The sequence below is a fragment of the Dyadobacter sp. CY343 genome, assembly GCF_021390335.1.
GTDB lineage: Bacteria > Bacteroidota > Bacteroidia > Cytophagales > Spirosomataceae > Dyadobacter.
Window position 1 is genome coordinate 173127 of record NZ_JAJUXK010000010.1, and the last position, 13126, is coordinate 186252.

A 13126-nucleotide genomic window follows, 5' to 3' on the forward strand; every position below is an offset into this window, starting at 1 on the left:
GATGCGAAAAGTTTGCGTAGTAATCACGGCCCGTGCTACTTATGGCAGGGCGAAGACTTTATTGCGGGCAATTCAGGAACATCCGGACCTTCAATTACAATTGGTTGTGGCAGGTAGCACTTTACTCGAAAGATACGGGCACGTGGCGAGTCAGATCGAGGATGATGGTTTTGCAATAGATGAGCGTATTGCCAACTCTTCCATTACAGACGAACCCACATCTGCTGCGATCACGACTGCTTCCGGTATTCTCGAGCTTGCGCACACTTTTGAGCGGATCAGGCCGGATGTGGTGGTGACAGTTGGCGACAGGTTCGAAACTATGTCCACCGCAGTGGCGGCAGCTTATATGAACATTCCTCTCGCGCATGTTCAGGGAGGGGAAGTGACCGGTAACATCGACGAGAAAGTGCGACACGCAGTTACGAAAATGTCTGATATACACTTTGTTGCGACCTCCGAGGCACGCAAGAGATTGATCAGAATGGGCGAGGCTCCCGAAACAGTATTTTACACAGGCTGCCCGTCGCTGGATATTGTAATGGATGTCCTTAAAAATCCGGTACTGGATTTTGACCCTTATGAACTATACGGCGGAATTGGAAGCAAGCCAAATTTATCTGACCCTTTCGTAACTGTTTTGCAGCACCCCGTAACCACTGAATCGGAGCTTTCCGAAGAACAGCTTAACAGCACATTAAGCGCGATTATTTCGCTGCAACTTCCAGTATTGTGGTTTTTGCCAAATGCAGATAGAGGCACCGCGGGCACATTTAACAGGATCAGTACATTTTACGCTCAAAACACACTTTTGCCATTTCATTTCTTCAATAACATGCGCCCCGAGCATTTTTTGAAGATCCTTAAAAACTGTGTTTGTCTCGTAGGCAATTCCAGTTGCGGTATTCGGGAAGGTGCAACATTGGGGGTTCCCGCTGTCAATATCGGCAGCAGACAGAAAGGGCGGGAGCGGGGTCAGAATGTAGTGGACGCAGAGCACCGGAGCGACGCAATATTTGAAGCTATACAAAAGCAGGTATCCCGCCCGCATTTCCCACCAGACTTTATCTACGGTAAAGGCAGTGCAGGCCGGCAAATTGCCGATCTGCTTGCCAGCGTTCCCCTCAGCATCGACAAGAAAATCACTTACTGATGAAAGCACCTATACGAATTTTAGGAATTATCCCGGCGAGAGAGGGTTCCAAAGGTATTTATAATAAGAACATGAAGCTGCTGGGAGGCAAACCGCTCATTTACTATACCATTGAATCGGCGCTGAAATCCAAGCTGCTCGATACCATTATCATATCGAGCGACTGCCAGCGGATTCTTGAATATGCGCAGCAATTCCCGGCTATTAAAATTCCATTTGTGAGACCTAAACACCTTGCATCAGACTTTTCCACATCGCTTGAAGTGGTCCGCCACGCATTAAATTACTATGCTGAGGCGGAGATCGCGTTTGAATATGTTGTCTTGCTTCAACCTACGTCGCCATTTCGAAGTCCGGATTTGATCGATAGATCTATCCAGCTAATTGTTGATAACCAAGCAGACAGCCTTGTTACAATTCAGAAAATACCGCACAAGTTTCATCCTGACTGGGCTTTTTTTGACGGACAGCAAGGTTTGCGGCGGGCAATCAAGGAAGATGAAACGATTGTACCGAGGCGCCAGGATTTGTCCGATAGCTACTACCGGGATGGTAAGATCTACATTTCAAAAACGGCCCTGATCCGCGAAGGGAGGCTCTTAGGTGGAAGGATTGCGAGCCTGCTGACGGAAGGCGAGCCGGACATTAATATTGATTCTTATGCTGACTGGGAGGCAGCGCAAATACAGATCGACAAATGGAGACAATACCAAAACGCAGGCTATTGATCCTGATAACCAATCAATTTGCAGTCCTCAATATGATTCACACAGGTTTTCTGGAAAAGCTTTCAAGGAGATACGACATATCGCTGATATCTGATTTGATCAACAAAAGGGATCTTGCGTCGATCAATGAACACTTTAACTGCTCCCTGGAACTGCTGAATACGAACGTTCCATCAGAAACCAGGTTTCTCCGTTATTTGCGATGGATTGAAAAGGTATTGTTTTTCATGACATTCAATACTTCTACGCGTCGTATTAAGGTGTTGCAGCTCGGGTTACCCTTCCGGTTTCTGTTGTATTGTTTCGATAAAATGCCGATCGCGAAGCGTTTTTCACGGTCAATGCTGACCAGAATCAGGGAGATAATTATGGTCATATCATCGAGGATGTTTCAAAAAGAGGGGCAAAGTGTGCTTCATTTTGATGGCGTAATGTCCTCGTCTCCGCTGGATATCCGCGAAAATATAATTGTCAATTTTCTTATTCGATACGCCAGGATTCCGGCGATGGGTGTCGTTATAAGTTGGGATAACCTGACCTCGAAAGGGCTGATCAATAGTGATTTTGATCAAATGCTCGTTTGGAACCAACAAATGGCAGCGGAGTTTGAGCGGCTGTATTCGTTTTGTAAAACAGAGCCAAAAATATGCGTTTCGGGAGTTCCCAGATTTGATATTTACTTCGGGAAAAGAACAAGCCGGCCAGCAAAGTCCGGAGGAAAAACGATCTTATTCGCGACCAGCGCACCTAAGCATTTCCCGGACCAGTATCAAATCGTCGAAGATCTGAGGGAATACATGCAAACCAGAAACGGATTTTCATTACTTATAAGGTGCCACCCAGCAGACGATCCGGACGCTTACCGACAGTTTGCGGCTGAAAACGTGGAGATTTGGCCGTGGCAAAAACAAAATCGTTATTCTCCTTTCCCGGCGCTCGATTTTTTGGAAGTTTTAGCAGACACGCTATTTCGTTGTGACGTTTGTCTGCAGGTAGCCTCCACCATGCGTCTCGACGCAGCTGCATGTAACAAGCCGACTATTAGTATTGCTTATGATGGAAATAAGAAATTGCCCTACGCGCGTTCGGTCAGGCGTTTATATAGCTATTCGCATCAGATTCCGCTGAATCATCTTCGCATCGATCATCCTGTGTTTAGTAAAAAGGAGCTATTTGAATGCCTGGACAAATTGCTCGTAGACGACTTAGGAAGCACTGATCATAGATTGGCGATACAAAAATTCATTCATCACACCGAGGCAAAATCAGTCGACTCGATGATTCAATATGTGGATGAATGGCTGGCTTAATAGCGGAAATCGTGCTGAAAGGACTGGGCTCGCTATGTTTTACGAGCGCTTTTCTTTTCCTATTCCCTTCATTGACGGTTTTTGGAGATACTGAATTCCAACTTACTATCGTGCTTTCGTTTTATGTGTATTGTTTTGTTGTACTATTTACTTTCTCGCCTGACAAGCTCTTTCACGTCGTTTCGATTCCGCTTTTTACACAGTTTTTGCATTTGTTTCAAAAATATTCCTTTCCGGCCGGCGCTAATTCACTTTGGCGCTTAATGCCGTTTTTAATACTCATTCTGTACTTTCTCAATTTTTTTGTCAAAAAGAAGATTACAATATCTGCTTACGAAAAGCTGTTTCTGATCGTCTGGATTGTGCTGGGCTTTTTTTATCTATCCATATCTCCAAATCTCGGGCCTATTATAGTAGGGTCAATTGTTCTTAACCTGCTCATTTTGCCCTGCTATTTTATCTATCTGAGATTTGCAATGCAGGCAACAGACTTTTGCCGTGAACTTGAAAAGTACTTATTCGTCAGCTACCTGATATTAGGCGTCGGAACTTTCGGTTTGGTCATCGCCGGAGCTGCTTATAAAGGTTCGGACAACTTATTGGCTACCAGGAATATTACTGATACCAATATAACAATGGCCTATTTTTTGTTGTTGTGGCCATTTGCGATGCTGTATGGGGCCAGGTTCAGGCAGCAATTTCTTCGTTTTATCACAAGTTCAGTGACTCTGGCGATTCTCGTCGCCGTGGTTGTACTTTCATTTTCAAGGGGAGCGGTATTGTTGATCGGCCCTTTTATCCTGATTTCCCTCTGGCTCACTTCAAGGAAGGCGCTTATGCTTATTCTGATGATCCTTTCCGGCATAACCCTGCTCTTTCTGGCTCAAATCGAAACTTTCCTTGCAACCCAGGATCTATCCTACTTTTGGAAACTGAGATTTGGTGAAGTTTCAAAAGGAAATGCGATCAGTAAGCTGCTCGAAGCCAGCGGCAGAAATGAAATCCAGGCAATCGCTTACAAATTGTTCCTTGCCAGTCCGCTGGTTGGGCATGGTACCGGTAGCTTCGAAGTACTGGGTCCCGGTTATCGGGAAGCGCATTCACTTTGGTATACATTACTGGCAGAGAACGGGTTACTCGGAGTTATTCTGATGTACCTGCTTTTATCAAAATGCTTCTGCACTGTGTGGACGGTAAACGCCGGCGGGAGAAAATATATGGTAATGCCGCTCTCCATACTTTTTTACCTGCTATTCAACCACACTGTTGGAAGCGTTTTCGTGATCATCCCATCCAAAAGTGTGACCGTTAATTGCATAGCCCCAATCTTGCTTATATGCCAGTATTTCTATGCGAAACGCCAGGTTTTAACTTATTTCGATGGCTAACATATTGATTATTGGCCGGTTGCCCCCACCGATCGGTGGAGTCACTATCCACGTGAGCCGGCTGATCGAGAACCTGGAACGAATCGGTTTCAAAAATTTCGACTTCGCTGACTTGAATGAAGGTCTTCCGGGTGTCCTTTGGAAATTTGTTACAAACCGTGCGATCCATCTGCATTTGTCCAATCCTTACTGGCAATTGTGCGTGGCGCTGATTTGCAGACTATTGCTGAAAAAACTGATGGTCACCTATCATGGAAATTGGGGACGTTATGATTTGGCTGGAAATCTCTCCGTCACTTTATCCTGCTGGCTAGCGCACACTCCTATTATTCAAAATGAGGAAAGTTTCAAAAAGGCATTTCAATGGAACAGGAATGCGAAACTAATCTCAACCTACCTCCACTCCGACTATATTGCGCCGCTTGACCCAGACACTTCGTCACTGCTTTTGAATTTTACCAAAAAATACAAACTTATAACCTGCACGAATGCATGGAATGTGGCATTTGATAAACACGGAAAGGAGATTTACGGAATTTCTGAACTGGTTGAATGGGCTGCGGAAAACGGAAAATACGCGTTAGTTATCTCCGATCCCTCCGGTAACTATGCGCCGTTTATTAAACAAAAATATCAAAAGATTTCTGCTAATGTGCTGTTTCTGTCCATTCCGCACGATTTCAGGAACGTCCTGAAAGTGTCAGATGCATTTATCAGAAATACTTCCACCGACGGGGTATCTCTGTCAATTTGTGAAGCAATGAAGTTGAATGTACCGGTTTTAGCCTCCGATTCGGTTAGTCGGCCGGCACATTGCGGCATATTCAAAAGTTTATGGCAACTGGATCTGGAAAGTGAAATCGTTGCGGGGAGAAAGATGCTTTCCGGCAGCAATAGCGAACTATGTGGCGGAGAGGTTATTCAGAGATTGATTGCGGTGTATCGGGAAATACTGGCAGATAGAAGTTGAGCTGCTTCAAAAAAACAAAGGCATAGAAAAATTTCCATGCCCTGTTTCACACTATACACACACTATATTTTTAATATCTATATCAATCTATTTGATGGCTCTCGGATTCAATTCCAATACCGCAAAATAACAAACTAAAGTAATTAGAAAAAAACTTTCGATTGTGAATTTCTAAATTCTAATAAGAAAATAATGGATAATTTTTAAATACAATTCGGCAAAATCCATTAAGGTGTCAAATTTAGGGAAATATTCTTTAATAATTGCTCAAAGGTTTGCCTCTCGTTACATTCGTATACGCGAAATTTTAGTATTGTCTTTTTTGTTCCTAAGACACATACGCGAGAATGAGAGGAGCTGCGCGATCGCGTTAACGAAATTAGATTACAGTACATGAGGATCAATCCTGAAACCGTAGACCGCATCAAGCAGGCCGCCGACATTGTGGAGGTGGTAGGAGATTTTGTGTCCCTGAAAAAAAAAGGTGCAAACTATTCAGCCTGCTGCCCGTTTCACAATGAAAAAACACCCTCTTTCAACGTAAACCCGGTTAGACAGATCTATAAGTGCTTTGGCTGCGGGGCTGCGGGCGATTCGATCAAGTTCGTAATGGATGTTGATAATGTAGGTTATGGAGAAGCATTACGCTATCTGGCCGGCAAATACAATATCGAGATCGAGGAGGAGGAGATGACCGATGAGGAAACACTCCGGCAAAACGAGCGGGAGAGTCTGTATATCGTGCTCAACTTCGCCAAGAATTTTTATCAGAACCAGCTCCAAAACTCAGACGAAGGACAGTCGATCGGATTGAGCTATTTCCGGGAAAGGGGATTTACGAATGAGATCAGGCAGAAATTCGAGCTGGGTTACAGTCTGGACACCTGGGATTCCTTTTCCAAAGAGGCGCTTGAAAAGGGTTATTCGGCGGAGCTGCTTGAAAAAGCCGGGCTGCTGATTCCCCGGGAAAGCAGCAGCAGCGGTGGGTACGACAGGTTCAGAGGCCGGGTGATTTTTCCTATTCACCATGTCGGCGGAAAAGTGATCGCTTTCGGCGCGCGTATTCTGAAATCTGACAGCAGTTCGAAAGCCAATCAACCTAAATATTTAAACTCACCTGAAACGGCGGTTTATCACAAAAGTGATGTACTGTACGGAATATTTCAGGCCAAAAACGCAATAAGGCAACTTGATCATTGCTACCTGGTTGAAGGGTATACAGACGTTATTTCATTGCATCAGGCTGGAATCGAGAATGTTGTAGCATCTTCGGGTACTTCGCTCACCATCGAGCAAATCAAGCTGATCGGTCGTTTTACACCTAACGTAACAATACTTTACGATGGGGATATTGCCGGGATAAAAGCTGCATTGCGAGGTTTGGATCTGGTTTTAGAAGAAGGTCTGAATGTTAATATCGTATTATTTCCCGATGGCGACGATCCCGATAGTTATGTGCGGAAAGTGGGTGCGGAGGCTTTCAAGCAATATTTAAAGAAAGCTTCGAAAGACTTTATCACATTTAAAACCGAAGTACTGCTACAAGATGCGGGTGATGATCCTTTCCGGCTGGCTGCTGTGATTGGCGAAGTGGTGAGCAGTATCGTGAAGATTCCTGATGCGATCAAACGGCAGGTGTTTTTTCGGCGCACATCGGAAATGATGAAGGTGGATGAGCAAATGCTGATCACCGAGGGCAACAAGCTCGCGCGCAGACTGTCAACTCAGAAAAAGCCTGAAAGAGCTCCGTTTCAAGCCGGCAGTATGCCCGAGGGGCCGAATGATATTGGTTCGATGCCGGGGAATTTCACTTTTTCCGAAGACGACTTCAATCCTTTTGAGCCGGAGCCAGTCACGCACGAGGCGCCGCAAAAAAGTAAGTTATATTACCAGGAAGAAGCCTTTACGCGTCTTTTGGTGCTTTTTGGGACAAAGGAACTGGAACCTACCATCACAGTTTGTCAATACGTACTCGGCGAGATTGACGGAATAGATTTTAAAGATCCCATTTTTCAACATTTGCTGACTCTCTTTCGTGAAAACCTGGGGCGTAATTATGTACCAGACACAGACTATTTCCTCAATCACCACGAATCCGAGATCAGAACGCTGACAATAGGCTGGCTGACAAGTAAGTATGAGCTGAGCGGGCTCTGGTCCGAAAAGTATGAGATATATGTTCCGTTTGAGGCGGATGTATTGGACAAAACCGCCTTCGTGAATATCCTGCGGTTGAAAAAGGCGTTTATTGAGGAAAAAATGAAGGTATGTCTCGACCAGGCGGTATACGCAAAGTCTGAGGAGGAACAGACCAATATTATGGGCGAGTTTATTTTTTATAAGGGTATCAGTATGGCGGCTGCCAAAGAATTGGGAAGTGTTATCGGATAACTAAAATAGCTGATCATGAAAAGTATCGTTTCTGCAACGCTGGGGCTGATTTTAATTGTAATGGCCAGTTGTAGCACCTCGTATAAAGTTTTGAAACCAAAGCAGGAAGACAGTTTCAGGCTTTCGGATTATCCAACATTTGGATTCTATGAAATCGAAGCTTCCGGAGATACGGTTTCAAAGAAGTTTGAACAGAACGTTGAAGTTATCAAAGCGGCAGTCGCTCAGAATTTGCAGGCGAAAGGCCTCGATGAGGCGCGGGACGCGAATTTGAAGGTGAATATCGCGCTCTCAGTAGAGGAGAAAGAGCAAACCAGACAAACTGATTTTCGGACGGACGGACTGCCGCGCTACATGGGCCAGCGCCGTTATTCCTGGAAAAGTGAAGAGGTTGTAATAGGTAAATACAGGCAGGGAACATTGATGATTGACCTGGTAGATGCTGCAAATAACAAACTCGTGTGGCAGGGTGGCGCTTCCGGCATTATCCCGGAAAAGAGTAAGAATTTCAAGGAAGATATTGATCAGGCAGTCGCAGAGATTATTGGTCAAATTCCAAAGTAAGGCGCAAGAAAAAGGCCAGTTCATTGCGAACCGGCCTTCCTAATATTTTTATATGGGAGTGCGATTAGTGATTTACTACGCCGCGCACTTTGTCATTTACATTGTCAGCGACAGCACCAGCTTTGTCTTTCACCGTGCTTACGTTTTTCAGGAAGCCTTCTTTCAATTTATCAGCTAAAACAGATAGCTCTTCGAGGCTTTTTTCATATTTATCTTTGGCATTTCCCCCCAGGTCATTCGCTCTGTGCTTGATCAGCTTGCGAGTGTCTTTTCCGTTTTTAGGAGCAACCAAAAGGCCGATTGCGATGCCTGTAAGCAATGCACCAATAGAGCCTATCAAAAATTTTTGATTCTTGTTCATATGAATTTCCTATTTTGTGATAATAATAGATTAGAATAGCAAGCAACAAAAATACTGTGCCAATTTCTTTAAATACTTCTTCAATAGGCTGCTTCAAATATCTGACGGCGCTTTTCATTTCATTACAGGTCTCCCTGTCAATGCCGGTTTATGCGCAATGGAGGGTTATGGATATCAAATCAAATATTCACATGCGGGCTGTCCACACCGTTTCGCCTACTATCTGCTGGGTTGGGGGCTCGAAAGGGACGATTTTGAAAACAACCAATGGCGGAAAGACCTGGGCAACGTATAAAGTACCCGGCGCCGACTCCCTGGATTTCCGGGATGTGCATGCAATCAATAAGAATACATTGGTGGCGATGAGCGCAGGAGAATCCGAGAAAGGTCAGGCGAAAATATACCGGACCGAAGATGGCGGTGAGAGCTGGAACCTTGTGTACCAAACTACACAAAATGGGGTTTTTCTGGATGGAATCGACTTTTGGGATAAAAATAAAGGGATTTGTCTGGGTGATCCGATCGACGGAAAACTGTTCATATTGACTACCGAAGACGGAGGTAAAAGATGGGCTGAACTACCAATCGAAAAGCGTCCGGTGGCAGAACCCGGCGAAGCTTGCTTCGCTGCGAGTGGTACTTCTGTTATTACTTTCGGAAAAAGTAATGTGTACATCGGTACCGGAGGATCGAAAATGGCGCGCGTATTCAGGTCAGAAGATTTTGGGCAAAGCTGGAAAGTATCCGCAACGCCACTACCGGCCGGACCTACCAGCGGGATATTTGGGTTGAGGTTTTGGTCAAATAAAAATGGAATTGCTGTGGGCGGGGATTACAAAAAAACCACCGACTCGACATTAAATGTGCTGCTTACAAAAGACGGCGGAGTAACCTGGATTCTATCAAAAATGACCGTTCCGGCCGGCTTGAAAGAGTGTGTTGCATTGTATCAAAAAACCGACGCAATATGGACGGGGGAGACGCAGCTCCGGGCAGATGATTACGCCCTGGTCGCGACTGGCCCCTCCGGCAGCAGCTATTCTATTGACCGCGGTAAATCGTGGCGGTTTTTGGGGAAAGAAGGATTCCACGCGGTCAGTTTCGCAGGCAATGTAGGTTACGGAGTAGGAGCCAGCGGTTTGATCGGGAAAGTGGAAAAGCTTTCTTTCAAAAAGAGAAAAAGAAAACTGGTATTTGTTGATGAATAGCTGGCTTGCATTAGTGCCTTAAATCCTGTCAATCAATTCCTTAACAGTCCTGATCTCGCGGCCGGCCAGATGATCTGCGATGGCGGCGGCATGATCCCGGCCATTTTCAATAAAGACTTTTTCGGTGAATACGCCCGCCATAACTGTCCCGCAAAGGTAGAGTCCGGGTATATTCGTTTCGAAATCCTCGGTATTGAATGTAGGTACTTTCGTCGCCGGGTCCAGTTTTACGCCGCATCTTGTAAGTAGATGTTCGTCAGGTAAATAGCCCACCAGCAGGAACACAAAATCGGCCGGAAGCCACTCAGTTTCTCCCGTTTCAGTATTTCTGATCAGCATTCGGCCAGGCTCAATGGCCTCGGTTACACTATTGAAACGCGTGTGGATCTTGCCTTCTTTCACGCGATTTTTAACATCAGGTACCAGCCAATATTTCACTTTTGTCCTGAAATCGGCCTCTTTATGTACGATCGTCACGTGTGCATCGTGGCGGTACAATTCCAATGCAGCTTCCACGGAAGAGTTAGAACCGCCTACCAGAACCACATTTGTAAACGAATATTTAAAAGGCTCATCATAGTAATGCGAAACATGCGGCAGGTTTTCGCCAGGCACATTCAACAGTCTGGGCACATCAAAATAACCCGTAGCGAGCACCACATTTTTCGACTGAAAAATCTGCCCGTCGTTTGTATAAGTCAGAAAAGTGCCGTCAGGTTGTTTCTCGGCGCGATCTACATCTATAAATAACTTGAAATTGAGGTTATAATAGCCGGCCACCTTGCGGTAATATTGCAGCGCCTCGTTGCGGCTGGCTTTCACTTCCGAAATAGCAAAAGGGATCCCACCGATCTCGATATTCTCAGCGGTGGAAAAAAATCGCATTCTCCTGGGATAGTTCCGGATCGATTCGGTCAGGTTTCCTTTTTCCAAAATCAGGTAATCCATGCCGCTTTTGGCAAGTTCCACGCCCATTGCCAGTCCGCAAGGACCACCGCCGATTACTATAACATCGTAAATGTGCATTACGTCAGATATGTTTTGATTCTATGTATTTCCGGCAGCCTGCTCGCCGGAACGCCGCCTATTCAATTTAACCCGGCAAATCGGATATTGGTTTCTGAACTTTGTAAATTCGCTTACGGTTAAAAATGAGCGATATTCCGCAAAAAATTGGAAAACGGGCTGGACACTTTTACGGGCAATCTGAATAAATGGGGGAACGAAGGAATTCCGTTTGTTTTTCTTGTGGATTACAAGATGCAAAAGCCGCTGGCCTGGAAGCTGACCGACATTGATCCATCGGAAGTAATGTTCGATCTGAATGGTTTTTCTAATCAAAAACGCAAGGTTGACAGCTTTTTAGGAGATTTTTCTTTCCGTAAATCGCCTATATCTTTTGAGGAATACGAGCCTAAGTTTAATCACGTGATCGGCAATATCAGGGCTGGAAACTCATTTTTGCTGAATTTGTCTGTACCGACGCCGATTGAAACCAGTCTGACTTTAAAGGAAATATTTGAATACAGCGACGCGCCTTACCGGTTTTGGCTGAAAGATCAGTTTGTCTGTTTTTCACCCGAAATATTTGTCAGAATCAGTGGAAACCGTATTTCTTCTTTTCCGATGAAAGGCACGATCGATGCTTCGGTGCCGGATGCTGAAAATGTGATATTATCCGATTTTAAAGAAGCTGCGGAACATGCGACGATTGTGGATCTGATCCGGAACGATTTGAGTATGGTGGCGGAGAAAGTTTGGGTGGAAAGGTATCGTTACATTGAAAAAGTGCAGGCTTACGATAAAACGCTTTTGCAGGTCAGCTCGGAAGTAGCAGGCATTTTGCCAGACAGTTTTGCTGCTAATTACGGCGATTTATTACTGCGCTTACTTCCGGCTGGATCGATAACCGGTGCGCCGAAGCCGAGTACTTTAAAGATTATCGAAGAGGTAGAAGGCTATGATAGAGGCTATTACACCGGCATTATGGGTTATTTTGACGGTGCAAATTTTGAGAGCGCTGTGATGATCCGTTTTATTGAAGATCAAAATGGAAAAATGGTTTTCAAAAGTGGCGGCGGGATTACGGCCCTGAGTAATGCGCGAGGCGAGTACCAGGAATTAATTGATAAGGTTTATCTCCCATTCAACCATATCCCGCATGTTGTGTATTGAAACGATTTGTGTAGAGAACCGCGAACTGAAAAATCTGGCCTACCATGAAGCCAGATTGAACAGAACGCGTCAGGAACTTTGGGGTTACCAGGATCGATGGGACTTGTCCGAAATGTTAGAAATTCCTGATTTTGTGGATGATAGTATACATAAATGCAGGGTGGCTTACGACCTGAAAATTGACAATATCAAATGGGAGCCACACGTTGGGCGGCAAATCACTAAGCTGCGGAGGGTTTATCACAATAGCGTTGATTACAGTTATAAATACGACCAGCGAGAGGAGCTGAATACACTATTTGCGCAACGCGAAGACGCAGACGAAATTCTGATCATCAAAAATGGCTGGGTAACAGATGCGTATTATTATAATGTAGCTTTCAGTGACGGAACCGGCTGGTATACGCCGACAACTTACCTGTTGCCGGGCACGCAAAGAGCTTTTTTACTCGACCAGGGTATTATCCAGGAGCGTGAGATTTCTGAAACCGATATTTTTACATTCGATTCAGTGAAGCTTTTCAATGCATTGGTTAACTGGGAAAAGGCGCCTGTGATTGATGTGAGGATGATTGACTAATGCCTGTTTAATTTCAATGCAAAATTGTAAATTTGATCTTATGGACATGCAAGCTGAAAAAATCGAACTGGCTAAGAGGCTGTTAGATACGGAAGACGAAAAGATCATTGATGCAGTAAAATCTATATTCAGGAATTTTGATGATTCCAATGAATGGTCCGATTTGCCTGAGAAGGTGATTTTGGATGTTAAAGAATCCTTGAAGCAAATAGAGCTCGGACAGGGTATTTCTCACACCTTTTGATTTACAAAACTACTAAAACGCATCTTCTTGTGTTGGCTGTATTTGATACGCGCC

General features: G+C 44.8%; 13 protein-coding genes. 11 read left to right on the plus strand and 2 right to left on the minus strand.

Going from position 1 to position 13126, the window contains the following annotated elements:
• The first annotated feature begins 1 nt into the window (after position 1).
• From neuC to LZG94_RS25740, 7 genes are all read left to right on the plus strand, one after another.
• A complete protein-coding gene (neuC, locus tag LZG94_RS25710) occupies positions 2-1153 on the plus strand; it encodes a UDP-N-acetylglucosamine 2-epimerase (RefSeq protein WP_233794523.1) in 1152 nt (383 codons plus the stop codon).
• The gene (locus tag LZG94_RS25715; RefSeq protein WP_233794524.1) at positions 1153-1881 is read left to right on the plus strand and encodes a cytidylyltransferase domain-containing protein; all 729 of its coding nucleotides are present in this window, start codon (positions 1153-1155) and stop codon (positions 1879-1881) included. Before neuC ends, LZG94_RS25715 begins: the two co-directional genes overlap by 1 nt.
• The gene (locus tag LZG94_RS25720) at positions 1851-3191 is read left to right on the plus strand and encodes a hypothetical protein (protein ID WP_233794525.1); all 1341 of its coding nucleotides are present in this window, start codon (positions 1851-1853) and stop codon (positions 3189-3191) included. Before LZG94_RS25715 ends, LZG94_RS25720 begins: the two co-directional genes overlap by 31 nt.
• Entirely contained in the window at positions 3179-4579 is a 1401-nt protein-coding gene (locus LZG94_RS25725; RefSeq protein ID WP_233794526.1) for an O-antigen ligase, read from the plus strand. The genes LZG94_RS25720 and LZG94_RS25725 overlap by 13 nt, the downstream gene beginning before the upstream one ends.
• On the plus strand, positions 4572-5549 hold the full coding sequence (locus tag LZG94_RS25730) for a hypothetical protein (protein WP_233794527.1): 978 nt from the start codon (positions 4572-4574) through the stop codon (positions 5547-5549). The genes LZG94_RS25725 and LZG94_RS25730 overlap by 8 nt, the downstream gene beginning before the upstream one ends.
• Before the next feature lie 393 nt (positions 5550-5942).
• The gene (gene dnaG / locus LZG94_RS25735) at positions 5943-7940 is read left to right on the plus strand and encodes a DNA primase (protein WP_233794528.1); all 1998 of its coding nucleotides are present in this window, start codon (positions 5943-5945) and stop codon (positions 7938-7940) included.
• Between the two features lie 15 nt (positions 7941-7955).
• Entirely contained in the window at positions 7956-8504 is a 549-nt protein-coding gene (locus tag LZG94_RS25740) for a DUF4136 domain-containing protein (RefSeq protein WP_233794529.1), read from the plus strand.
• A 64-nt stretch (positions 8505-8568) separates the two neighbouring features.
• Here LZG94_RS25740 and LZG94_RS25745 read toward each other — a convergent pair whose 3' ends face one another.
• Complete coding sequence (locus LZG94_RS25745) at positions 8569-8865, minus strand: YtxH domain-containing protein (RefSeq protein ID WP_215236009.1); 297 nt, start codon at positions 8863-8865, stop codon at positions 8569-8571.
• Between the two features lie 56 nt (positions 8866-8921).
• Here LZG94_RS25745 and LZG94_RS25750 point away from each other — a divergent pair, with 56 nt between their 5' ends.
• Positions 8922-10073, plus strand: coding sequence for an oxidoreductase (locus tag LZG94_RS25750; protein WP_233794530.1), 1152 nt, complete (start codon positions 8922-8924; stop codon positions 10071-10073).
• Positions 10074-10091: 18 nt separating this feature from the next.
• On the opposite strand, the gene LZG94_RS25755 is transcribed toward LZG94_RS25750, so the two are convergent.
• Positions 10092-11099, minus strand: a complete 1008-nt coding sequence (locus LZG94_RS25755; RefSeq protein WP_233794531.1) for a YpdA family putative bacillithiol disulfide reductase — start codon at positions 11097-11099, stop codon at positions 10092-10094.
• A gap of 147 nt (positions 11100-11246) precedes the next feature.
• On the opposite strand from LZG94_RS25755, the gene LZG94_RS25760 reads away from it, so the two are divergent.
• The 3 genes from LZG94_RS25760 to LZG94_RS25770 are packed head-to-tail and all read left to right on the plus strand — an operon-like array spanning position 11247 to position 13072.
• Positions 11247-12248: an aminodeoxychorismate synthase component I gene (locus tag LZG94_RS25760; protein ID WP_233794532.1), complete on the plus strand. Its 1002-nt coding sequence runs from the start codon at positions 11247-11249 to the stop codon at positions 12246-12248.
• Positions 12235-12828, plus strand: a complete 594-nt coding sequence (locus tag LZG94_RS25765; RefSeq protein ID WP_233794533.1) for an aminotransferase class IV — start codon at positions 12235-12237, stop codon at positions 12826-12828. Before LZG94_RS25760 ends, LZG94_RS25765 begins: the two co-directional genes overlap by 14 nt.
• A gap of 46 nt (positions 12829-12874) precedes the next feature.
• A complete protein-coding gene (locus tag LZG94_RS25770; protein ID WP_233794534.1) occupies positions 12875-13072 on the plus strand; it encodes a hypothetical protein in 198 nt (65 codons plus the stop codon).
• Positions 13073-13126: the final 54 nt, after the last annotated feature.